This is a genomic window from Pseudomonas asiatica (assembly GCF_040214835.1).
GTDB classification, from domain to species: domain Bacteria; phylum Pseudomonadota; class Gammaproteobacteria; order Pseudomonadales; family Pseudomonadaceae; genus Aquipseudomonas; species Aquipseudomonas putida_Z.
In genome coordinates this window covers 4,304,918-4,325,641 of sequence record NZ_CP157874.1, presented here as the reverse complement: position 1 = coordinate 4,325,641, position 20,724 = coordinate 4,304,918, and the positions used below count along the sequence as shown (strand labels likewise).

Below are 20,724 nucleotides of genomic sequence, written 5' to 3'. Positions count from 1 at the left end.
GTCCTAGCGGAACTCTTCGGGGATGGCGTGGCGCAATACGCCTTCCTCGAAGTCCAGCAGGCCGGCTTCGCGCTGGGTGAGCAGGTAGTAGAGCAAGGTGTCGAGCGAGCGCTGCGGCGGGACCTCGACCGCCAGCATCTTCACCGCCTGCTCGGTTTCGCAGTTGCAGCCGAAGTCGTGCAAGGCCGCGCGTACCTGGTCCAGGGTTTCCGGGGGCTTGACGATAACCCGGAACACCGAGCTGCCGCTGCTGTGGCGCAGTTCGGCGAACCAGGTTTCGCCGGCTTCCTCACGGGTGCCGATCACGTCGCCCGGGGCGATGCCGTAGACATGGAAGGGAATGTTGTCGACGGCATAGCCGCCTTCCACGGCCTTGGCCCACAGGCCCTCGACCGAGGCGGGCGGGTAGCCGTTTTCGTCCTGCTCCAGGCGGAACAGGACCTTCTTGTACGCGTCGTTCATCCTGTACCCCGTTTCAGCTGCGTGCCGGGCGCAGCACCAGCCACAATGCCAGGCCAATCAGCAGGCCGCCGTACAGGTGCGCCATCGACAACGGTTCGTCCAGCAGCCACGCCCCCCACAATACGCCGAATACCGGGATCAGGAAGGTCACGGTGCTGGCCTTGACCGGGCCGATCTCCTCCAGCAGGCGGAAGTACAGGATGTAGGCGAACGCTGTGCACAGCAGGCCCAGGCCCAGCAGCGACAGCCACACCTGCCAGCCGCCCCAGCTGGCAGGTGGCTGGCTCAGCGCGCTCCAGGCGAACAGCGGGCTCAGCATCAGGGTGGCGCCGAGCATGCTGCCCAGTGCCGACAGGCGGCTGTCCAGGCCGCTGACCCAGCGGCGGGCAAGGAAGCCGGCAAAGCCGTAGCAGGTGGTGGCCGCCAGGCAGGCGAGGGCGCCTTGCAGCAGGGCCAGGTCCAGGGCCACCGGGCCGGCGCCGCTGAGGATGCCGACGCCGAACAGGCCCAGGAAGATGCCGCAGAGCTTGGCCAGGGTCATCGGTTCGCGGAAGAACAGCACGCCGATCAGCACACCCATCAGCGGCGTGGTGGCGTTGAAGATTGCCGAGTAGCCGGCGGGCAGCACCTGGGCGGCCACGGAGTAGAACGTGGCGGGGATTCCGGAGTTGATCATGCCCAGCACCAGGCAGGCGCCGAGCTTGCCCTGGAAGTCCCAGCGCACGCGGGCGGCAGCGAGCAGTGCAACCAGGCCCAGGCAGGCGATGGACACACGGAAGAACGCCGTCGGCACCGTGCCCAGCTCGGGGGCGATGATGCGCATGAACAGGAAGCTCGCCCCCCAGACGGCGGCAAGGGTCAGCAGGCGGGCTAGGGCGATGGGGCTCACAACGGTCTCCGGAGGCAGGGCAGGGGCGCGAGTGTACGCCAGGGGGGCTGGGGATTCTTGTGCTTTCTTGCGGTGTAAACCTGTGCCGGCCTCTTCGCGGGTAAACCCGCTCCCACAGGATTACCACAGGGCCGAGCATTGCACAGAACCTGTGGGAGCGGGTTTACCCGCGAAGAGGCCGGCACAGGCGCCGTATTCCGGACAGGCAGACTAAGCTCTGTATCTCACCCTTGCACCGAGGTCTTCGCATGCCCCAGCCCTGGCCCGCTGTCGAAATCGCCCGAATGATCCTCGCCGGCTTCGACGACTACCGCGACCACTTCCAGCGCATAACCCTCGGTGCCCGCAAGCGCTTCGAGCAGGCGCGCTGGCAGGATATCCAGCGTGCCTCTGCCGCCCGCATCAATCTCTATGAAGAGAAGGTCGCCGAGGTCAACGGCTGGCTGCGTAATGGTTTTGCCGAGGACGTGCTGCTGGATGTGGAACATTGGCCGTTGGTGAAGAACGCCTATATCCACCTGATCGACCCAAGGCTGGACGACGAGCTGTCCGAGACCTGGTACAACTCGCTGTTCTGCAGCCTGTTCAGCCACGACCTGATCAGCGACGGCTGCATGTTCATCCACACCACCCGACCGTCCATGCGCAGCCGTGAGCGCGCCGCGCAAACCCGCACCTATCGGCCTGATGCTGGGCTCAAGAGCCTGCTGCGGGCGGTGTTCAGCGATTACCCGTTCGAAGTGCCGTACGGCGACCTGGAAGGCGACCTGGCGCGCCTGGAGGATCAGCTGCGCGAGTGCCTGCCGGACTGGGTATGCAAGGATCCGAAACTGGCGTTGGAGCTGTTTGTGCCGGTGCTGTACCGCAACAAGGGCGCCTACCTGGTCGGCCGGCTGTTCAACAGCGACGAGCAGTGGCCGCTGGTAATCCCGCTGCTGCACCGCGAAGGGCACGGTATCGAGGCCGATGCGCTGATCACCGACGAGGCCGAGGTATCGATCATCTTTTCCTTCACCCGCTCGTACTTCATGGTCGATGTGCCGGTGCCGGCGGAGTTCGTCAACTTCCTCAAGCGCATCTTGCCGGGCAAGCACGTGGCCGAGCTGTACACCTCCATCGGTTTCTACAAGCACGGCAAGTCGGAGTTCTACCGGGCGCTGATCAACCACCTGGCCAGCAGCGACGACCGCTTCGTCATGGCGCCGGGGGTACGCGGCATGGTCATGAGCGTGTTTACCCTGCCGGGCTTCAACACCGTGTTCAAGATCATCAAGGACCGCTTTTCACCGTCGAAGACGGTCGACCGTGCCACGGTGATCGACAAGTACCGGCTGGTGAAAAGCGTCGACCGCGTCGGGCGCATGGCCGATACCCAGGAGTTCGCCGATTTTCGCTTCCCGCGTAGCAAGTTCGAGCCGGAATGCCTGGCCGAACTGCTGGAGGTGGCGCCATCGACCGTGGCGCTGGAGGGTGACACGGTGCTGATCCGCCACTGCTGGACCGAGCGGCGCATGACGCCGCTGAACCTGTACCTGGAACACGCCAGCGAGGGCCAGGTGCTGGAGGCCCTGGAGGATTACGGCCTGGCCATCAAGCAGCTGGCGGCGGCGAATATCTTCCCTGGCGACATGCTGCTGAAGAACTTTGGCGTTACCCGCCATGGCCGGGTGGTGTTCTATGACTATGACGAGATCAGCTTTCTGACCGAGGTGAACTTCCGCCATATCCCGCCGCCGCGTTACCCGGAGGACGAGATGTCGGGCGAGCCGTGGTACTCGATCGGGCCGCATGACGTGTTCCCCGAGGAGTTTCCGCCGTTCCTGTTTGCCGATATCGGCCAGCGGCGCTTGTTCAGCCGGCTGCATGGGGAGTTGTACGACGCGGATTACTGGAAGGGGCTGCAGGCGGCGATTCGTGAAGGGAAGGTGATCGATGTGTTTCCGTATCGGCGCAAGGGGCGGTGACTGTGCTTTGGCAGGCCTGGCCCCTTCGCGGGTAAACCCGCTCCCACACGTACGGCACAGGATTCGAAACCAGTGAGGTCTCTGTGGGAGCGGGTTTACCCGCGAAGAGGCCGGGCCTGCTTTTCCCAATTACCCCTTCAAACACTTCAATTCACTGAAATCGGTACGCACCTTGCCCAACCGTTCCTGCAGGTACCGCCGCTGCTGCGGGGTACTCTGGTGCACCAGGTCCACCAGCAAGCTGCGCGCCTGCTGCTCGGTATTCTGATACGCCGCCCGGTACTCCGGCGTCCACAAACTCTCCTTGCGCTGCAACAACGTCGCCAGGCGTGGCTCGAAGCTGGCGTCGTTGCGCTGGTTCATCGCCAGCAGCAATTGCTGCTGCCAGTGCGCGCGGTTGGCGATCCATTCGCGGTTCTGGTCGCCCAGCGCCTGGGACCAGGCCTGCACGCGCTGCTTCTGTACCGCGGTCAGCTCGCCAAACCACGGCGTCAGGCGTTTCTCCATGCGTTCGGTACGGCGGGCGATCTGCTTGTCCAGCGGCGTATCCACATACTTCTTCTGCCGTTCGCTGATGTCCTCGCGGAACGCCTCGCGCATCTCCGCCACCTGGCTATCGCTCATGCCGCGCAGCAACTCGGTGGCCGAAGGGGTGATTTCCTCGGCTACCCGGCCAATCGCCTCGCGGGCTTCGCGGGTACGCTGCTGCAGGGCCTGGTCGGTCACCTGGTCGTCGGCGACCATGCCGCGTACCCGGTCCAGCCAGTCGAGGTAACCAGGCAGCTGGGTCTTGCAATGCCAGGCCAGGTGCTCCCGCAGGCGGTCGTCAAGCATGGCCTTCTGCTCGCTGTTCATGGCCAGGTAGTCGCCCAGCGACCACGGCACCAGGCGGTCGAGGTTGCGGTAGGCCAGGTCGATACGGCTGCAGGCGGCCAGGGCCAGGGCGCAGCCGATGGCGACGAGCAGGGCTTTGGACAGGCGTAGCGGCATGGGCTGTTCCTTGCGGTGCTGGCCAGACGGTAGACGCAAGAGGGACGCTGACGGTTCCACTGCATCAGCGGTCGGGCGGCGCGCTGGCTTCAGGTGTAGAATAGCCGCCTTGTCTTGAGGAACATCGGAAATGGCTCTGCTTGGGCGTTACAACAGTTTGCAAATCGTGAAACACGTGGACTTCGGCCTGTACCTGGACGGCGGCGCCGACGGCGAGATCCTGCTGCCCGGGCGCTACATCCCGAAAAACGCCGAAACCGAAGTGGATGACTGGCTGAACGTGTTCATCTACCTGGACAGCGAAGACCAGCTGATCGCCACCACCGAGAAGCCCAAGGTGCAGGTTGGCGAGTTCGCCAGCCTCAAGGTCAAGGACATCAACGGTGCCGGCATCTTCCTCGACTGGGGCCTGTCCAAGGACCTGCTGATGCCGTACTCGGAAGAGGCGCGGCCGCTGAAGATCGGCGACTACTGCGTGGTGCACGTGTATCTCGACAAGCGCACCCGCCGCATCACCGCCACCTCACGCCTGGACCGTTACCTGGACCGCACCCCGGCGGACTACCAGGTAGGTCAGCCGGTCGAGCTGCTGGTGGCCGGCGAGACGCCGATGGGCTTCAAGGCGATCATCAACAACCGCCACTGGGGCCTGATCCACAAGAACGAGGTGTTCAAGTTCCTGCGCTCGGGCATGCACGAGAAGGGCTTCATCAAGGAAGTGCGCGCGGACGGCAAGATCGCCTTGAGCCTGCAACCGGTGGGTGCTGCCCTGGCCGACAGCCTGCAGGAGCAGATCATGGCGCGCCTGGAGGCCGAAGGCGGGGTGCTGGGGGTGTGCGACAAGAGCGACCCGGCGCTGATCAGCAAGCTGTTCAACGTCAGCAAGGGCAACTTCAAGAAGGCCATTGGCGGGTTGTTCAAGCAGGGCCGCATCGTCATCCATGACGATCGCATCGAGAAGGCCTGATCAGGCCTGCACGAAGGTACGGAAGTCCAGCTGCTCGCCACCCGGGCGGGTGTCGCGCAGCAGCGAGTCGCGGTCGGCGCTGAGGGCCAGGCTGATGGTCGAGCGGCGCTTGCCGGGGTTGCGCACTTCCATCTGTTCCTGGTGAGCGCGCAGGAAGTTGGTCGGCACCTTCAGGTGCTGCAGCTCGTCGCTTTCCGGGGTGTGCAGCAGCAGGTTGACCCAGTCGGGCTGGCCCTTGCGCAGCAGCGCCACCGGCACCTCGAACCACCACAGGTTGCGCTTGTGATCGAGGATGGCGAACAGGGTGTTGCTGCTGGTCAGCACCGGGCGGGCCAGTGCTTCGTTACGCCGGGCGATGGCGGCGGGTTTGTCGAGTTTCATGCAGGTTCCTGCGGGTTGACGCTATGAAGGCCTGCATTGTGAGGGGTGGCGGGTAGCGGGGCAAGGTTTGCCAACCGCCTTGCCGTTCGGCTCGAGGGCAAAAAAACTCTTGGAACGCTTGGCGAAGGCGTCGGGTCCACCGACTGTCGGCACGGTCCACGTGCCCCCAATTGCAGGAGTTTTGCCATGAGCGGTACCAAAGACAAAGCGAAAGGCCTGGCCAACGAAGCGATCGGCAACGTCAAGCAGGGTGTCGGCAAAGTGACCGACAACGAGCGGCTGCGGGCCGAGGGTGAAGCGCAGGAGCTCAAGGGCGAGGGGCAACAGATCAAGGGCAACGTGAAGGACGCGGTGAAAAAGCCTTGATGTGAGTGGCCTGTCCCGGCCTTCTCGCGGCACGCCCGCTCCCACAGGTACCGAACAGATTTCAAGCACTGTGCAGTACCTGAGGGAGCGGGCGTGCCCGCGAAGAGGCCGCTACTGGCGTAAGCAAATTCTTGCAGCATGGCCGGGATCAGCACAGCAGCGGCATGGTCTATTAGACTTACCGTGGTACACACGAATCAAGCGGCGAAAGGAGACGCTATGATTTTCCCCGACCTGCGCGGCCTGCCCCTGCACCGCGTGCTGGTACGCACCGTCAAGGAATTCCTCGACGACGAGATGTCGACCTACGCTTCCGCACTGGCCTACCAGATGCTGTTCTCGTTGTTCCCGTTCCTGCTGTTCCTGATCGCCCTGATCGGTTTCCTGCACCTGCCGGACTTCTTCTCCTGGCTGCGCCTGCAATCGGAACTGGTGCTGCCACCCCAGGCACTGGAGCAGGTGAACCCGGTGATCGACCAGTTGCAGCAGTCCAAGGGCGGGCTGTTGTCGGTGGGTATCGTGATTGCCTTGTGGACCGCATCGGCCGGTGTGCGCCTGATGATGAGCGCGATGAACGCCGCCTACGATGTGCCCGAGGGCCGCCCGGTGTGGAAGCGCATTCCGTTGTCGATCATCTACACCGTGGGCATTGCCGGCATGTTGCTGGTGGCTGCGGCGCTGATGGTGCTGGGGCCGCAGGTGATGGAGTGGATTGCCGCCCAGGTCGGCATGCAGGAGGTGATCGTCACGGTGTGGACCATCCTGCGCTGGCCGGCGATCATCATCCTGATGATGGTGGCGGTGGCGCTGATCTACTACGTGATGCCCGATGTGAAGCAGCAGTTCCGCTTCATCACCCCGGGCTCGGTGCTGGCGGTGGTGGTGTGGATCTTGGCCTCGCTGGGCTTTGCCTACTATGTGAAGACCTTTGCCGACTACAACGCCATGTACGGCAGTATCGGTGCAATCATCGTGCTATTGCTGTATTTCTATATCTCCGCCGCCGTTTTGCTGCTGGGCGCGGAGATGAACGCAGTGATCGAGCACATGTCGAGCGAGGGCAAGAACCCTGGCGAGAAGGACGCCGATGAGCACAAGGCCCGCGAAACCATTACCGTGCTGGGCCATGAGCACCCTGTACCGAGCGAGCAGCAATCTTCCGAGCCGAACCCCCGATGATCCGTGACATTCTCAAGATGGGCGACGAACGCCTGCTGCGCATCGCCCCGCCAGTGCCCGAGCACATGCTCGGCAGTGCCGAACTGCAGCAATTGATCGACGACATGTTCGAAACCATGCGCCATGTGGGCGGCGTGGGCCTGGCCGCACCACAGATCGGCATCGACCTGCAGCTGGTGATCTTCGGCTTCGAGCGCAGCGAGCGTTACCCGGATGCCGAACCGGTGCCGCAGACCATCCTGCTCAACCCGGTCATCACGCCGACGTCCAGCGAGATCGAGGACGGTTGGGAAGGCTGCCTGTCGGTACCCGGCCTGCGCGGCGTGGTGCCGCGTTTCAAGCACATCTGCTATGAAGGCATCGACCCCCAGGGCAACCCGATCAATCGCTTTGCCGACGGCTTCCATGCGCGGGTGGTGCAGCATGAATGTGACCACCTGATCGGTCGGCTGTACCCGTCACGCATCCAGGACTTTTCCCGGTTCGGCTACACCGAGGTGCTGTTCCCCGGGCTCGACGCCAGCGACGACTGACCCCGTTGCAGTGCCACCAGCCGCTTGCTGCGCTGGTAGCGCTGCAGGCGGCCAGCCAGGGCTTGCGGCAGCTGCAGGGCGATGTCGAAGCCCAGGCGCTGGTAGAAGGGCGCAAGGTCCGGGTGGCAGAACAGCCAGGTGGGCCCGCCAGCCTGCGCCAGCGCCGCCTCGACCAACCGCCCGGCCACCCCTTGGCTGCGCCGCTGGGGGTCGACGAACAACCCGGTCAGCCAGAAGCCATCGCCCACCGGGCTCAGGCTCAAGCCTGCGATGATGCCGGGGCCCCGCGCCACCCACAGCTCAGCATCGCCCGCAGCACGCATGCGTGAGCCGTGCTGGCGGTAAAAGTGGTCCAGCAGCCGGCGTTCCGGGGCCGAAAGTATCGAACAGTACAAATTTTCAGAAATTGCGCGCCCTGCCCTGAAAGGTGGCCAGAGGCTCTGGCCGGATGTTTTGCGGTGAACTTGTCGCAGATTGTTGCATATCTGGCAAGGGTGAATGTCCGAGTTCGGGGTTCAACTATTCCAGGCCGGGAGTAGACTTTTAGCCATCCCCACTAGCAGTACGAAGCGGGATCGGTACTTCGTGCCATCTTCACCGCAGATGGCAACTTCTCCGCGCCGGGCACGGCAATAGAAGTCAATCGATCAGCTTGAATGCTCAAAAGGCAAACTCACATGAAACCATTACTGATTCTTGCATTGGTCGGTATGTCCTCGTTCGCCCTCGCCGATGAGGCCAGACCCGTCTCCAGCGAGCCCGTCGCCCAGCAGTACGACTACTCCATGAACCTGGACATCAAGCGGGTGATCAACCTGTCGACCATCCCCAACGTCTGCGAAGTGGTGCCTGCGACCATGACCTACGAAGACCACCAGGGCCAGGTGCACACCATCCAGTACCGGGCCATGGGTGAGGGGTGCCAGCAGGGTTGATCGGCTTGCCTGGTGTTGATGGCCCTTTCGCCGGCCTGCGGGTGACGGGGCCATCAACCGTCTTGCAGTTCGAGCAACAGAAAAATCCTGAATGAATATCGAGGAAAAAGTGCTATCTTAATTTGATAGCATTTTTTGATGAACACTCGATACCGCAAAGTCCTCGACGCAATTTTCCGAACGCCGACCACGGCGTCGTTGGCTTTCTCCGAGATCGAGGCATTGGTACTCCATCTGGGCGGTGAGGTGCTGGAGCGGCAAGGCTCCAGGGTCAAGCTGGTGCTGGGTGGCCAATGCTGGAGATGCCATCGGCCTCATCCAGGCAAGGAAGCCAAGCGGTATCAGATTGAAGAAGCCCGTGAGTTCCTCGTGCGGGCAGGAGTCAGGATATGAGTTGCATGCGCTACAAAGGCTACGCCGCCCGTATCGAGTACGACGCGCGTGACGATATCTTCGTCGGCCGTGTGCTTGGTATGCGTGACATCATCAGTTTTCACGCAAGCTCGGTGCCCGAGTTGCATGAGGCGTTTCGCAATGCGCTGGAAGATTACCTGGCCGATTGCGCAGAGCAGGGCATTGCGCCGGAAAAACCTGCCTCGGGCAAAGTAATGCTGCGTATCCGGCCCGAAGTTCATGCTGCCGCGAGTGTTGCTGCCCGTGCTGCCGGCAAAAGCCTCAACCAGTGGGCCGACGAGGTCTTCGAACAAGCCGCAATGGCCTGAACAAGCCTGCTTTCGTTGTTTCACGCGGGTATTCTGCAATTACTCATGCAGAATAGTTTCCGTTGCCTGTCGATTCCTCCAGTTCCCGTTCGACCAATAGTTGAGAGCACGTTGCACCCCGTGCCCAATCACCCATGACCTGTCGGAGGAACCCCCGATGAGCACCGCAGCCGAAACCGAGATCCGCCAATTGATCGAGCGCTGGATGCAGGCCGTGCGCGACCGCGACATCCCCAACATCGTCGCTCCCTATGCCGACGATATTGTCGCCTTCGATGCCATCCAGGCCCTGCAATTCAAAGGCAAGGCAACCTACCAGGCGCACTGGGAAATGTGCATGGGCATGTGCCCCGGCCCGATGGTTTTCGAATTCGCCGAACTTACCGTGCATGCCGCTGGCGACCTGGCCCTGGCCCACTGGCTGAACCGCTGTGGCCCTGCGGACAACGAAAGCCAGTGCGGCTTCATGCGCGCCACCGTGGGCTATCGTCGTCAAGGTGGCCAGTGGCAGGTAATCCACGAACACTGGTCGGCGCCATTCGACATGGAAACCCAGAAAGCCCTGTTCGATCTCAAGCCCTGAGCCGTTATCGCCAAACGCACTTTGCCAATGCCCTGGAGGCGACCATGAAATACCTGTGCCTGGTCTATTGTGACGAGGGGCTGCTGCACAGCCTGCCCGACAGCCCGGAAGACGCCGAATGCATGGCGTATGCCGAATCCATCCAAGGCTCCGGGCGAATGCTGGCGGCCGAGGCGCTGAAGCCGGTGCAGACTGCCACCACAGTGCGCATGCGCAACGGGCACATGAGCCTGACCGACGGCCCGTTCGCCGAGACCAAGGAGCAACTGGCGGGCTTCTACCTGGTGGAAGCCCGTGACCTGAACGAGGCGCTGAACATCGCCAAGGGCATCCCCGCCGCGCGGGTCGGCAGTGTCGAGGTGCGGCCGGTGCGCGAACTGCAACCCTGACAGCAATGGAGACCTACCAGCATGAGCCTTGCACACCCCGCGCAAGCGCAACACGAGTTGTCCATTAGCCGCCTGATCGACGCGCCACCGGCCAAGGTGTTCCGCGCCTGGACCGATCCCCAGTGGCTGATGCAGTGGTGGGGGCCGCACGGCATGACCACCCCGGAGTGCGAGATACAGTTGTGGATCGGCGGCCTGTTCCGCACCCTGATGCGGGCGCCGGATGGCAGCGAGTACCCGAACCAAGGCGTGTTCCTGGAGATCGCCGCGCCGCGGCGGCTGGTGTTCACCGATGCCTTCGGCCCAGGCTGGGTACCTTCGGACAAGGCCTTCATGACTGCCGTGATCAGTTTTGACGAGGAGCAGGGCAAAACCCGCTACACCGCCCGCGCTTGGCACTGGAATGCCGCCGATTGCCGCGCCCATGAGGAAATGGGCTTCCACCAGGGTTGGGGAGAAAGCATGGACCGCCTGGTGGAGGTGGTGACCCAGCGGATGCCCGACTGATGACGGCACTGGCGCAGGTGCGCGCCGAGGTCGAGGCGGTCTACCGGAGCGAGTCACGGCGCATCCTGGCGACGCTGATCCGCCTGCTGGGTGATTTCGACCTGGCCGAGGAGGCCATGCACGATGCCTTCTTCATCGCCGTCGAGCGCTGGCAGCGCGACGGTATCCCCGATAACCCGCGGGCGTGGCTGGTGTCCACCGGCCGCTTCAAGGCCATCGATGCGCTGCGCCGACGCGCCCGATTCGACCGTTCCCAGGCGGACCTGAGCATGCTGCTCGATGGCCAGGCGCAGGACCCCAGCGAAGAAGAACTGCTGGCCGACGACCGCCTGCGGCTGATCTTCACCTGCTGCCACCCGGCCTTGTCCGCCGATGCCCAGGTGCCGCTGACCCTGCGTGAAGTCTGCGACCTGACCACCGAGCAGATCGCCCGTGCTTTCCTGCAGAGCCCGGCCACCATCGCCCAGCGTATCGTGCGCGCCAAGGCCAAGATCCGCGATGCCGGCATCCCTTATCAGGTGCCGGAGCTGAACGAACTGCCCGAGCGCCTGGAGAGTGTGCTGCGGGTGATCTACCTGGTGTTCAACGAGGGCTATTCGGCGTCGTCGGGCGAGGCGCTGTTGCAGCAGGAGCTGAGCGATGAAGCCATTCGCCTGGCGCGCCTGCTGGTGCAGTTGCTGCCCGACCCGGAGGCGGTCGGCCTGCTGGCCCTGATGTTGCTGCAGGCGTCCCGGCAGCGCGCGCGTACCGATGGCCGGGGCAACCTGGTGTTGCTGGAGCAGCAGGACCGTAGCCTGTGGGACCGGCAACGCATTGCCGAAGGCTGCGAACTGGTGCGCCAGGCCCTGCAAAGCCGGGCATTCGGTGCCTATACCGTGCAGGCGGCGATTGCGGCGGTGCATGCCGAAGCGGCGACAGCCGAAGCGACCGACTGGGCGGAGATCGTCGGGCTGTATGACGTGCTGCAGCGGCATTGGCCGTCAGCAGTGGTAGAACTGAACAGGGCTGTGGCGGTGGCGAAGCGGGATGGACCGGAGGCTGGGCTGCGGGAAGTCGAAGGGATTCTGGCGAGGGGAGAGTTGCTGGACTATCACCTGGCGCATGCGACGCGGGGTGAGCTGCATTACCAGCTGGGGCATATGGAAGAGGCCCGGGCGGCCTGGCGGCAGGCGCTGGCGCTGACCCGGCAGGAGCCGGAGCGCAGGCATATCGAGCGGCGGTTGCAGGCTATCGAATGATGTTGGCTGCGCCGACCTCTTCGCGGGTAAACCCGCTCCCACAGGATTGCGTCACGGCTTGATGCTGTGAGGTCCATGTGGGAGCGGGTTTACCCGCGAAAGGGCCGGTACTGCCTGCATCAATCTTCAGCTAGCCACAAAATTCGGCGGCGACACCAGCTCGACGGTCTGCTGCTTGCGCGGTGCGAGGATCTCGGCCTCGCCCTGGACCACCAGCTCATCATTCTGGTTGTACACATTGGTGGCGATGCGCACCTTGAACTTGGGCAGCTTCTCCAGGATTTCCAGGCGCACGGTCAGGGTATCGCCAATTTTCACCGGCTTCTGGAAGCTCATTTGCTGGCCCAGGTAGATGGTGCCAGGGCCAGGCAGGGTGCAGGCCACTGCAGCACTGATCAGCGCGCCGCTGAACATGCCGTGGGCAATGCGCTCGCGGAACATGCTCTTGGCAGCGAACTCGGCGTCCAGGTGTACCGGGTTGTGGTCACCGGACATCGCGGCGAACAACTGGATGTCGCGTTCTTCGACGGACTTCTTGTACTCGGCCTTCTGGCCGACTTCGAGGGCTTCGTAAGGCGTGTTGGTGACCTGGGACATCGGGGCTTCCTTAAGCGGTAGGCGAGGGCGGCTGTCATTCACTGCGCACAGGGCGGCCAAGAGCCAGCGCCTGTTCAAGCCAGCCGAGAATATCGGCGGTGACCTCGTCACGGTTGGTTTCGTTGAGTACTTCGTGCCGCGCCTCAGGATAGACGCGCAGCTGTACATGTCGATTGCCGGTCGCGCGCAGGGCGTCGGCCAGGTGGGTGAGACGCTTGCCGGCACTGACCGGATCACATTCACCACCGATTACTAGCAGCGGCAGGTTCGGATCGATCTGCGCGAGGTTACTCGGCTGGCTGATCTGCGCCAAGCCTTGCAGCAGGTCGAGCCACAACTGGTTGCTGCAGCGAAAGCCGCAAAGCGGGTCGTTGACGTACAGGTCGACCTGCGCCGGGTCGCGGCTGAGCCAGTCGAACGCCGTGCGGTTGGGCTTGAAGGCCTTGTTGAACGAGCCGAACGACAACCACTCGATCAGTGCGCTCTTGCCCAGCGGCCCCTGGCGCCAGGCTTCCAGCCGGGCAATCAGCCGCGCCACGTGGTACAGCGCTGCCGGCTGGTAGTTGGAGCCGCTGAGGATCGCCCCATGCAGGCTGCCACTGTGGTGCAACAGGTAGGCCTGGGCGATGTAGCTGCCCATGCTGTGGCCGAACAGGAACAGCGGCGTGCACGGGTATTGCTGGCCGATGTGCTGGGCCAGCAGCCCGAGATCGTTGACCACGGCATTCCAGCCATGATGGCGGGCGAACAGGCCGAGGTTGCCCAGTTCGGCGGTGCGCCCATGGCCGCGCTGGTCGGCGGCGAACAGGGCGAAGCCGGCCTCGCTCAAGGCATGGCCCAGGTGCTGGTAGCGCCCGGCATGCTCGGCCATGCCATGGGCCAGCAACACCACGGCTTTTACTGGTGTGGCCGGCAACCATTGGTGCACGTACAGGCTGCAGTGCTCGCTGGCGGGCAGCCAGAAGGCGTCGTGAGGCATGGCGGGTCCTTGTGCGCACAGGTACCCGAACAGTGTATGCACAACCGACCGGATTGCAGGAAGGGCACAAATAAGATTCACAATGTTAATGGCGGCACTTGGCGTATATGCCGCCTTGGGCTTACCTGCTAACGTCGGATCAACGCCTTTTCGCTTTCAAGCGGGCAGGTGAAAGGACTACAGGACTTACAGCAGGTCCAGGCAGAGGAACAATAATAAATGCAAGCCGACTTCTGGAATGACAAGCGCCCGGCGGGCGTGCCTTCCACCATCGACATCAATGCCTACACCTCGGTCGTCGAGGTGTTCGAGCGCTCCTGCAAACGTTTCGCCGACCGCCCGGCCTTCAGCAACCTGGGCGTGACCCTGACCTACGCGGAGCTGGAGCGCCACTCGGCGGCCTTCGCCGCCTGGTTGCAGCAGCACACAGACCTCAAGCCGGGCGACCGCATCGCGGTGCAGATGCCCAACGTGCTGCAATACCCCATCGCCGTGTTCGGTGCCCTGCGCGCAGGCCTGATCGTGGTCAACACCAACCCGCTGTACACCGAGCGCGAGATGCGCCACCAGTTCAAGGACAGCGGCGCGCGTGCGCTGGTGTACCTGAACATGTTCGGCAGGCGCGTGCAGGAGGTGTTGCCCGATACCGGCATCGAGTACCTGATCGAGGCCAGGATGGGCGACATGCTGCCCACCGCCAAGGGCTGGCTGGTCAACACCGTGGTCGACAAGGTGAAGAAGATGGTGCCGGCCTATCAGCTGCCCCAGGCGGTGTCGTTCAAGCAGGTGCTGCGCCAGGGCCGCGAGCTGTCGCACAAGCCGGTGCCGCTCAGCCTGGACGATACTGCCGTGCTGCAGTACACCGGTGGCACCACCGGCCTGGCCAAGGGCGCCATGCTCACCCACGGCAACCTGGTGGCCAACATGCTGCAGGTGCTGGCCTGCTTCTCGCAGCACGGGCCGGACGGGCAGAAGCTGATCAAGGACGGCCAGGAGGTGATGATCGCGCCGCTGCCGCTGTACCACATCTATGCCTTTACCGCGAACTGCATGTGCATGATGGTCACCGGCAACCACAACGTGCTGATCACCAACCCGCGGGATATTTCCGGCTTCATCAAGGAGCTGGGCAAATGGCGTTTCTCCGCCTTGCTGGGCCTGAACACGCTGTTCGTCGCACTGATGGACCACCCGGGCTTCCGCCAGCTCGACTTTTCGGCGCTGAAGGTCACCAACTCCGGCGGCACCGCACTGGTCAAGGCCACGGCCGAGCGCTGGGAGGCGCTTACCGGTTGCCGCATCGTCGAAGGCTACGGCCTGACCGAAACCTCGCCAGTGGCCAGCACCAACCCCTATGGCCAGCTGGCGCGCCTGGGCACGGTGGGCATCCCGGTGGCCGGCACCGCCTTCAAGGTGATCGACGATGACGGCAACGAGTTGCCGCTGGGCGAGCGGGGCGAGCTGTGCATCAAGGGCCCGCAGGTGATGAAAGGCTACTGGCAGCAGCCCGAGGCCACGGCCCAGGCCCTGGACGCGGAAGGCTGGTTCAAGACCGGCGACATCGCGGTGATCGACCCGGACGGCTTCACCCGCATCGTCGACCGCAAGAAGGACATGATCATCGTCTCGGGTTTCAACGTGTACCCCAACGAGATCGAGGATGTGGTGATGGGGCATCCCAAGGTTGCCAACTGCGCGGCCATCGGCGTGCCGGACGAGCGCTCCGGCGAGGCGGTGAAGCTGTTCGTGGTGCCGCGCGAGGGCGGGCTGAGCGTGGATGAGCTGAAGGCCTACTGCAAGGCCAACTTCACCGGCTACAAGGTGCCCAAGCACATCGTGCTGCGCGAGTCGTTGCCGATGACGCCGGTGGGCAAGATCCTGCGGCGGGAGCTGCGCGACATAGCTTGATACCGGGTTGGCTCCTTCGCGGGCTTGCCCGCTCCCACAGATACTGCACAGCATTCGAGACCTGTGAGGTCCCTGTGGGAGCGGGCAAGCCCGCGAATGCCGTGAAACCGCTCTAACAGGCTATTTATAGCCCGATCTGCGACATTTTGGATAATTACTCTAAAAATGACCTGTATTGTTCATTGAGTCATTTTTGTGACCGTGAGGCCTGTTTTGGCCTCTAGGCGACCCCAGGCAAAGCTGTTACTCTCGGCCCGCTTTCAGATGATCCGGTTTGCAACGAGCCGTCATCTCATATCAATAATAAGCGCATCGACGCGTGAATCGAACTTCGCTGTTGCTGAAGGAGTGGGCTTCCATGATCGAACATTTTTGGAAGGATAAGTACCCAGCCGGGATTACGGCGGAAATCAATCCTGACGAATTCCCCAATATCCAGGCGGTACTCAAGCAATCCTGCCAACGCTTTGCCGACAAACCGGCCTTTAGCAACCTGGGCAAGACTATCACTTATGGCGAGCTGTATGCGCTGTCGGGGGCGTTTGCCGCCTGGTTGCAGCAGCATACCGACCTCAAGCCGGGTGACCGCATTGCCGTGCAGCTGCCTAACGTACTGCAATACCCGGTGGCGGTATTCGGTGCCATGCGTGCCGGGCTGATCGTGGTCAACACCAACCCGCTGTACACCGCACGGGAAATGGAACACCAGTTCAACGACTCCGGCGCCAAGGCCCTGGTGTGCCTGGCCAACATGGCCCACCTGGCCGAGAAGGTCGTGCCCAAGACCCAGGTCAGGCACGTCATCGTCACCGAAGTGGCCGACCTGCTGCCGCCGCTCAAGCGCCTGCTGATCAACAGCGTGATCAAGTACGTGAAGAAGATGGTGCCGGCCTACAACCTGCCGCGTGCCGTACGCTTCAACGACGCACTGGCGCTGGGCAAGGGCCAGCCGGTGACCGAGGCCAACCCGCAGGCCAACGATGTGGCGGTGCTGCAATACACCGGTGGTACCACCGGCGTGGCCAAGGGCGCGATGCTGACCCACCGCAACCTGGTGGCCAACATGCTGCAGTGCCGGGCGCTGATGGGCTCCAACCTGCACGAAGGCTGCGAAATCCTCATCACCCCGCTGCCGCTGTATCACATCTACGCCTTTACCTTCCATTGCATGGCAATGATGCTGATCGGCAACCACAACGTGCTGATCAGCAACCCGCGTGACCTGCCGGCCATGGTCAAGGAGCTGGGCAAGTGGAAGTTCAGCGGCTTCGTCGGCCTCAACACCCTGTTCGTTGCCTTGTGCAACAACGAGGCGTTCCGTGCCCTCGACTTCTCGGCGCTGAAGATCACCCTGTCCGGCGGCATGGCCCTGCAACTGAGCGTGGCCGAGCGCTGGAAGGCCGTGACCGGCTGCGCCATCTGTGAAGGCTATGGCATGACCGAGACCAGCCCGGTGGCTGCGGTGAACCCGGCGGAGGCCAACCAGGTCGGCACCATCGGTATTCCGGTGCCGTCCACCCTGTGCAAGGTCATCGACGACAATGGCAACGAGCTGCCGTTGGGCGAGGTGGGCGAGTTGTGCGTCAAGGGCCCGCAGGTGATGAAGGGCTACTGGCAGCGCGAAGAGGCAACTGCCGAGATCCTCGACAGCAATGGCTGGCTGAAGACCGGTGACATCGCCGTGATCCAGCCGGACGGCTACATGCGCATTGTCGACCGCAAGAAGGACATGATCCTGGTCTCGGGCTTCAACGTGTACCCCAACGAGCTGGAAGATGTGCTGGCGGCCCTGCCGGGCGTGCTGCAGTGCGCGGCCATCGGTGTGCCGGACGAGAAGTCCGGTGAAGTGATCAAGGTGTTCATCGTGGTCAAGCCGGGCATGACCGTGACCAAGGAACAGGTGATGGAGCACATGCGCGCCAACGTCACCGGCTACAAGGTCCCGCGCCAGATCGAGTTCCGCGACGCGCTGCCGACCACCAACGTGGGCAAGATCCTGCGCCGCGAACTGCGCGATGAAGAGCTGAAGAAACAGGGCTTGAAGAAGATCGCCTGATCAGAGCCCTGCACGCTCAGTGTGGGAGCGGCCTCGTGTCGCGAAAGGGCCGCGAAGCGGCCTCAGCAATTTCAGCATCACAGCTGAGACCCTGGGGCCGCTTTGCGGCCCTTTCGCGACACAAGGCCGCTCCCACAGAGACCGCGTAATCAGCGCAGTTTCTCCAGCATCTGGTAGTACCACATCCCCGCCGCCAGCAGCGGGTTACCCAGCAAATCCCCCATCGGCACCCGCACATGCTTGCACTGGGCAAAGGTGTCGAACTTCTCCAGCGTCCCGGTCAACGCCTCGGCCATGATCTCGCCCATGATGTGGCTGGTGGCAATGCCGTGCCCCGAATAACCCTGGCAATACCACACGTTGTCCGACAGCTTGCCCAGCTGCGGGATGCGGTTGACCACGATGCCCATGGCGCAGCTCCACTGGAACTCGATCGGCACGCCTTTCAACGCCGGGAAGGTGCGCTCGATGCACGGGCGCAGTTCGCCTTCGATATCCCGTGAATCACGGCCGGAATAGTTGGCGCCACCGCCGAACAACAGGCGCTTGTCGGCGGTCAGGCGGTAGTAGTCGAGGACGAAGCGGCAGTCGTACACCGCAAGATCCTGCGGGTTGATCTGTTCGGCCAGTTCCCCCAGCGGTGCGGTGGTGACGATGCCACCCATGGCCGGGAAGATCTTGCCCTTGAGCTGGCGCTTTTCCAGTTTGTGGTACACATCGCCGGCCAGCATCACCTGGCGCGCCTCGACCCGTCCGTGGGCGGTGACCACCGCCGGGCGCGGGCCGTGGACGATGTCCAGCACTTCGGAGTTTTCGAAAATCAGCGCCCCCAGGCCATGGGCAGCTCGGGCCTCGCCCAGGCACAGGTTGAGCGGGTGCAGGTGCAGGTTGCGCAGGTTCTTCAGCGCGCCCAGGTACAGCGGGCTTTGCAGGTGCTCGGCCATGGCTTCGCGGTCGAGCAATTGCACCTGCTCGCCCATGCCGCGCCGCCGGGCCTCGGCTTCGAATGCGCGCAGCTCGTCCATGTGCGAGGGCTTCATGGCCGCGTGCAGGTGGCCGCGCTTGAGGTCGCAGTCGATGCCGTAGCGCGCCACGCGCTGCTCGATCACCTGGTGGCCGCGCCAGCGCAAGTGCCAGATGAAGTCATCGACCTCGGCACCCAGGCGGTTGCGCATCTGCGTGCGCATGGCCTCGTCACCCGACAGGCTGCCGGTGACCTGGCCGCCGTTGCGCCCGCTGGCACCCCAGCCGATGCGGTTGGTTTCGACGATGGCCACCTTCAGGCCACGCTCGGCCAGTTCCACCGCCGTGGCCACGCCGGTGAAGCCGCCGCCGATGATCGCCACATCCACCTGTACCGTGCCCTTGAGCTGCGGGTACTCGGTGTGGTCGTTGAGGGTGGCGCTGTAATAGGACGGCGCGCGCTGCGCCGGGCCCTTGTTCAATGCTGCGTTCATGGGGGTTCCTTGTTATCTGGGGGGCTCAGGCCTGGTGCAGGTACCAGCGCCAGTCCTGCTCGCTGACTTCGGCCATGAACTGGCGGTACTCGGCGCGCTTGACCTTCAGGTACACGCCAAGGAAGTCCTCGCCCAGTGCTTCGCGAGCCCACCTGGAATGCTGCAGGGCGTCGAGGGCAGTCAGCCAGTCGGTGGGCAGGTGTTCGGTGGCCTGGGCATAGCCGTTGCCTTCCACCGGTGCCCCCGGGTCCAGCTGTTCGCGGATGCCCCGGTGGCTGGCGGCAAGGATCGCCGCAGCGGCCAGGTAGGGGTTGGCGTCGGCGCCACAGATGCGGTGCTCCACATGCCGGCTGTTGGCGGGGCCGCCGGGTATGCGCAGGCTCACGGTACGGTTGTCGACGCCCCAGGTTGGCGCCAGCGGGGCATAGCTGTTGGCCTGGAAGCGGCGGAACGAGTTGGCGTTGGGGCAGAACAGCAACAGCGAGTCGCGCAGGTGGCGCAGCATGCCGGCCACGGCCTGGCGCAGCAGCGGGGTGCCTGCCTTGTCCTCACTGGCGAACAGGTTGTTGCCGGCGCTGTCGGCCAGGCTCAGGTGCATGTGCATGCCGGTACCGGCCAGTTGCGCGAACGGCTTGGCCATGAAGCAGGCCTGCATGCCATGGGCGTGGGCAATGCCTTTGACCAGGCGCTTGTAGCGCACGGCCTGGTCCATCGCCTGCAGGGCGTCGCCGTGCTCGAGGGTGATTTCCACCTGGCCGGGGGCGTATTCCGAAATCGCCGTGCGGGCCGGGATGCCCTGGGCCTTGCAGGCGGCGTAGAGGTCGGCGAGGAACGGTTCGATCTGCTCCAGTTCGCGCAGGCCATACACCTGGGTGGTGCGTGGGCGGCCGCCGTCGTTGTCCAGCGCCGGTTGCGGGCGGCCCTGGGCATCACGGTGCTGGTCGAGCAGGTAGAACTCCAGCTCGCAGGCCATCACCGGATGGTAGCCGTCGGCCTTCAACGCCTCGATGGTACGCAGCAGCACATGGCGCGGGTCGGCGATGCTGGCCGGCAGGCCCTCGTTCGGGTGCATGCTCACCTGCACCGCGGCGGTCGGCACCCGGCGCCAGGGCAGGCGTACCAGGCTGCCTTCAAGCGGGTAGGCGCGGCAGTCGATATCGCCCACGTCCCACACTAGGCCGGAGTTTTCCACGTCGTCGCCGTTCAGGGTCAGGCCGAGAATGGTGCTGGGCAGCGGCCGGCCGGTCTGGTACACGGCCAGCAGTTCCTCGCGGTGCAGCAGCTTGCCGCGCGGCACGCCGTTGGCGTCGAGGATGAACAGTTCGAACAGTTCGATATCGGGGTTGTCGGCCAGAAAACGGCTGGCCTGCTCTACAGGTGCAAAGTGCATGATGGATTCGCTCACGGGCGCACGGGCCACCGCGCATGCTGGCGGCCCGGCTGAGTCAAACGGCCGGAAGAAGGCCGGGTCTGGTCACAACGGCGTGAGCGAGAAATCCGGTGGGCGTGCGTGACGGCAGTGCCACAGGGCCCAGAAGGCGAGGATGATATGGACCAGCGGATTCTCACCGGCACGGCGCCGGGCCTTCGCTTGCGAAGGGCGGGACGACGGTGGGGCGATG

At 63.8% G+C, this 20,724-nt stretch carries 23 protein-coding genes; 14 read left to right on the top strand and 9 right to left on the bottom strand.

Translation table 11 applies throughout. From position 1 onward, the window contains the following. Positions 1 to 3 precede the first annotated feature (3 nt). Complete coding sequence (locus ABNP31_RS19400; RefSeq protein ID WP_025340190.1) at positions 4 to 462, bottom strand: DUF4265 domain-containing protein; 459 nt, start codon at positions 460 to 462, stop codon at positions 4 to 6. A 13-nt stretch (positions 463 to 475) separates the two neighbouring features. Next, a complete protein-coding gene (locus ABNP31_RS19395; protein WP_025340189.1) occupies positions 476 to 1,351 on the bottom strand; it encodes a DMT family transporter in 876 nt (291 codons plus the stop codon). Positions 1,352 to 1,599: 248 nt separating this feature from the next. Here ABNP31_RS19395 and aceK point away from each other — a divergent pair, with 248 nt between their 5' ends. Continuing rightward, positions 1,600 to 3,315: a bifunctional isocitrate dehydrogenase kinase/phosphatase gene (gene aceK, locus ABNP31_RS19390; protein ID WP_346616520.1), complete on the top strand. Its 1,716-nt coding sequence runs from the start codon at positions 1,600 to 1,602 to the stop codon at positions 3,313 to 3,315. 129 nt (positions 3,316 to 3,444) lie between these two features. Here the strand turns inward: aceK and ABNP31_RS19385 are convergent, their stop codons facing one another. Further along, on the bottom strand, positions 3,445 to 4,305 hold the full coding sequence (locus ABNP31_RS19385; RefSeq protein ID WP_085663928.1) for a DUF6279 family lipoprotein: 861 nt from the start codon (positions 4,303 to 4,305) through the stop codon (positions 3,445 to 3,447). Positions 4,306 to 4,435: 130 nt separating this feature from the next. Between ABNP31_RS19385 and ABNP31_RS19380 the strand changes: the two genes are divergently transcribed. Further along, the gene (locus ABNP31_RS19380) at positions 4,436 to 5,272 is read left to right on the top strand and encodes a CvfB family protein (RefSeq protein ID WP_013973728.1); all 837 of its coding nucleotides are present in this window, start codon (positions 4,436 to 4,438) and stop codon (positions 5,270 to 5,272) included. Here ABNP31_RS19380 and ABNP31_RS19375 read toward each other — a convergent pair whose 3' ends face one another. Next, positions 5,273 to 5,653: a hypothetical protein gene (locus ABNP31_RS19375; RefSeq protein WP_238066816.1), complete on the bottom strand. Its 381-nt coding sequence runs from the start codon at positions 5,651 to 5,653 to the stop codon at positions 5,273 to 5,275. It abuts the gene before it with no gap. Positions 5,654 to 5,839: 186 nt separating this feature from the next. Here ABNP31_RS19375 and ABNP31_RS19370 point away from each other — a divergent pair, with 186 nt between their 5' ends. The 3 genes from ABNP31_RS19370 to def all read left to right on the top strand — a co-directional run bounded on the left by ABNP31_RS19370 (position 5,840) and on the right by def (position 7,731). Then, positions 5,840 to 6,019: a CsbD family protein gene (locus ABNP31_RS19370; protein WP_015271319.1), complete on the top strand. Its 180-nt coding sequence runs from the start codon at positions 5,840 to 5,842 to the stop codon at positions 6,017 to 6,019. A 219-nt stretch (positions 6,020 to 6,238) separates the two neighbouring features. Then, positions 6,239 to 7,198, top strand: coding sequence for a YihY/virulence factor BrkB family protein (locus ABNP31_RS19365; protein WP_025340186.1), 960 nt, complete (start codon positions 6,239 to 6,241; stop codon positions 7,196 to 7,198). Continuing rightward, complete coding sequence (gene def / locus ABNP31_RS19360; RefSeq protein WP_013973724.1) at positions 7,195 to 7,731, top strand: peptide deformylase; 537 nt, start codon at positions 7,195 to 7,197, stop codon at positions 7,729 to 7,731. Before ABNP31_RS19365 ends, def begins: the two co-directional genes overlap by 4 nt. On the opposite strand, the gene ABNP31_RS19355 is transcribed toward def, so the two are convergent. After that, the gene (locus ABNP31_RS19355) at positions 7,686 to 8,054 is read right to left on the bottom strand and encodes a GNAT family N-acetyltransferase (protein ID WP_350012674.1); all 369 of its coding nucleotides are present in this window, start codon (positions 8,052 to 8,054) and stop codon (positions 7,686 to 7,688) included. The two genes, def and ABNP31_RS19355, sit on opposite strands and share 46 nt — an antisense overlap. A 354-nt stretch (positions 8,055 to 8,408) precedes the next feature. Between ABNP31_RS19355 and ABNP31_RS19350 the strand changes: the two genes are divergently transcribed. The 7 genes from ABNP31_RS19350 to ABNP31_RS19320 all read left to right on the top strand — a co-directional run bounded on the left by ABNP31_RS19350 (position 8,409) and on the right by ABNP31_RS19320 (position 12,105). Continuing rightward, positions 8,409 to 8,666 (top strand): DUF2790 domain-containing protein, encoded by a 258-nt coding sequence (locus ABNP31_RS19350; RefSeq protein ID WP_004375752.1) that lies wholly within the window; start codon positions 8,409 to 8,411, stop codon positions 8,664 to 8,666. Positions 8,667 to 8,804: 138 nt separating this feature from the next. After that, on the top strand, positions 8,805 to 9,059 hold the full coding sequence (locus tag ABNP31_RS19345; RefSeq protein WP_350012673.1) for a type II toxin-antitoxin system HicA family toxin: 255 nt from the start codon (positions 8,805 to 8,807) through the stop codon (positions 9,057 to 9,059). Then, complete coding sequence (locus ABNP31_RS19340) at positions 9,056 to 9,388, top strand: type II toxin-antitoxin system HicB family antitoxin (protein ID WP_075045998.1); 333 nt, start codon at positions 9,056 to 9,058, stop codon at positions 9,386 to 9,388. Before ABNP31_RS19345 ends, ABNP31_RS19340 begins: the two co-directional genes overlap by 4 nt. Positions 9,389 to 9,545: 157 nt before the next feature. Further along, complete coding sequence (locus tag ABNP31_RS19335) at positions 9,546 to 9,971, top strand: YybH family protein (protein WP_025340184.1); 426 nt, start codon at positions 9,546 to 9,548, stop codon at positions 9,969 to 9,971. A gap of 44 nt (positions 9,972 to 10,015) precedes the next feature. Further along, positions 10,016 to 10,360 (top strand): YciI family protein, encoded by a 345-nt coding sequence (locus ABNP31_RS19330; protein WP_013973721.1) that lies wholly within the window; start codon positions 10,016 to 10,018, stop codon positions 10,358 to 10,360. A 21-nt stretch (positions 10,361 to 10,381) separates the two neighbouring features. Further along, complete coding sequence (locus tag ABNP31_RS19325; RefSeq protein WP_350012672.1) at positions 10,382 to 10,867, top strand: SRPBCC family protein; 486 nt, start codon at positions 10,382 to 10,384, stop codon at positions 10,865 to 10,867. Next, complete coding sequence (locus ABNP31_RS19320) at positions 10,867 to 12,105, top strand: RNA polymerase sigma factor (RefSeq protein ID WP_350012671.1); 1,239 nt, start codon at positions 10,867 to 10,869, stop codon at positions 12,103 to 12,105. Before ABNP31_RS19325 ends, ABNP31_RS19320 begins: the two co-directional genes overlap by 1 nt. A gap of 126 nt (positions 12,106 to 12,231) precedes the next feature. Here ABNP31_RS19320 and ABNP31_RS19315 read toward each other — a convergent pair whose 3' ends face one another. Both ABNP31_RS19315 and ABNP31_RS19310 read right to left on the bottom strand, forming a co-directional pair. Then, positions 12,232 to 12,702, bottom strand: coding sequence for a MaoC family dehydratase (locus tag ABNP31_RS19315; protein WP_012273633.1), 471 nt, complete (start codon positions 12,700 to 12,702; stop codon positions 12,232 to 12,234). Between the two features lie 34 nt (positions 12,703 to 12,736). Continuing rightward, positions 12,737 to 13,681 (bottom strand): alpha/beta hydrolase, encoded by a 945-nt coding sequence (locus ABNP31_RS19310; RefSeq protein WP_015271311.1) that lies wholly within the window; start codon positions 13,679 to 13,681, stop codon positions 12,737 to 12,739. Positions 13,682 to 13,900: 219 nt separating this feature from the next. Here ABNP31_RS19310 and fadD2 point away from each other — a divergent pair, with 219 nt between their 5' ends. Beyond that, entirely contained in the window at positions 13,901 to 15,589 is a 1,689-nt protein-coding gene (gene fadD2, locus ABNP31_RS19305) for a long-chain-fatty-acid--CoA ligase FadD2 (RefSeq protein ID WP_085618626.1), read from the top strand. Between the two features lie 358 nt (positions 15,590 to 15,947). After that, complete coding sequence (fadD1, locus tag ABNP31_RS19300; RefSeq protein WP_025340179.1) at positions 15,948 to 17,645, top strand: long-chain-fatty-acid--CoA ligase FadD1; 1,698 nt, start codon at positions 15,948 to 15,950, stop codon at positions 17,643 to 17,645. A gap of 149 nt (positions 17,646 to 17,794) precedes the next feature. On the opposite strand, the gene ABNP31_RS19295 is transcribed toward fadD1, so the two are convergent. Continuing rightward, on the bottom strand, positions 17,795 to 19,102 hold the full coding sequence (locus tag ABNP31_RS19295) for an NAD(P)/FAD-dependent oxidoreductase (RefSeq protein WP_085663933.1): 1,308 nt from the start codon (positions 19,100 to 19,102) through the stop codon (positions 17,795 to 17,797). A 25-nt stretch (positions 19,103 to 19,127) separates the two neighbouring features. Further along, on the bottom strand, positions 19,128 to 20,492 hold the full coding sequence (locus ABNP31_RS19290) for a glutamine synthetase family protein (RefSeq protein ID WP_350012670.1): 1,365 nt from the start codon (positions 20,490 to 20,492) through the stop codon (positions 19,128 to 19,130). Positions 20,493 to 20,724 lie beyond the last annotated feature (232 nt).

Coding starts and splice junctions, on each gene's coding strand:
- ABNP31_RS19355 (WP_350012674.1), bottom strand. CDS start 8,054: ATGCGTGCTGCGGGCGATGCTGAGCTGTGGGTGGCGCGGGGCCCCGGC.
- ABNP31_RS19340 (WP_075045998.1), top strand. CDS start 9,056: ATGAGTTGCATGCGCTACAAAGGCTACGCCGCCCGTATCGAGTACGAC.
- ABNP31_RS19370 (WP_015271319.1), top strand. CDS start 5,840: ATGAGCGGTACCAAAGACAAAGCGAAAGGCCTGGCCAACGAAGCGATC.
- ABNP31_RS19375 (WP_238066816.1), bottom strand. CDS start 5,653: ATGAAACTCGACAAACCCGCCGCCATCGCCCGGCGTAACGAAGCACTG.
- ABNP31_RS19295 (WP_085663933.1), bottom strand. CDS start 19,102: ATGAACGCAGCATTGAACAAGGGCCCGGCGCAGCGCGCGCCGTCCTAT.
- fadD1 (WP_025340179.1), top strand. CDS start 15,948: ATGATCGAACATTTTTGGAAGGATAAGTACCCAGCCGGGATTACGGCG.
- ABNP31_RS19325 (WP_350012672.1), top strand. CDS start 10,382: ATGAGCCTTGCACACCCCGCGCAAGCGCAACACGAGTTGTCCATTAGC.
- ABNP31_RS19315 (WP_012273633.1), bottom strand. CDS start 12,702: ATGTCCCAGGTCACCAACACGCCTTACGAAGCCCTCGAAGTCGGCCAG.
- ABNP31_RS19385 (WP_085663928.1), bottom strand. CDS start 4,305: ATGCCGCTACGCCTGTCCAAAGCCCTGCTCGTCGCCATCGGCTGCGCC.
- ABNP31_RS19335 (WP_025340184.1), top strand. CDS start 9,546: ATGAGCACCGCAGCCGAAACCGAGATCCGCCAATTGATCGAGCGCTGG.
- ABNP31_RS19365 (WP_025340186.1), top strand. CDS start 6,239: ATGATTTTCCCCGACCTGCGCGGCCTGCCCCTGCACCGCGTGCTGGTA.
- ABNP31_RS19310 (WP_015271311.1), bottom strand. CDS start 13,681: ATGCCTCACGACGCCTTCTGGCTGCCCGCCAGCGAGCACTGCAGCCTG.
- ABNP31_RS19320 (WP_350012671.1), top strand. CDS start 10,867: ATGACGGCACTGGCGCAGGTGCGCGCCGAGGTCGAGGCGGTCTACCGG.
- ABNP31_RS19400 (WP_025340190.1), bottom strand. CDS start 462: ATGAACGACGCGTACAAGAAGGTCCTGTTCCGCCTGGAGCAGGACGAA.
- ABNP31_RS19290 (WP_350012670.1), bottom strand. CDS start 20,492: ATGCACTTTGCACCTGTAGAGCAGGCCAGCCGTTTTCTGGCCGACAAC.
- ABNP31_RS19330 (WP_013973721.1), top strand. CDS start 10,016: ATGAAATACCTGTGCCTGGTCTATTGTGACGAGGGGCTGCTGCACAGC.
- def (WP_013973724.1), top strand. CDS start 7,195: ATGATCCGTGACATTCTCAAGATGGGCGACGAACGCCTGCTGCGCATC.
- fadD2 (WP_085618626.1), top strand. CDS start 13,901: ATGCAAGCCGACTTCTGGAATGACAAGCGCCCGGCGGGCGTGCCTTCC.
- ABNP31_RS19345 (WP_350012673.1), top strand. CDS start 8,805: ATGAACACTCGATACCGCAAAGTCCTCGACGCAATTTTCCGAACGCCG.
- ABNP31_RS19350 (WP_004375752.1), top strand. CDS start 8,409: ATGAAACCATTACTGATTCTTGCATTGGTCGGTATGTCCTCGTTCGCC.
- ABNP31_RS19380 (WP_013973728.1), top strand. CDS start 4,436: ATGGCTCTGCTTGGGCGTTACAACAGTTTGCAAATCGTGAAACACGTG.
- aceK (WP_346616520.1), top strand. CDS start 1,600: ATGCCCCAGCCCTGGCCCGCTGTCGAAATCGCCCGAATGATCCTCGCC.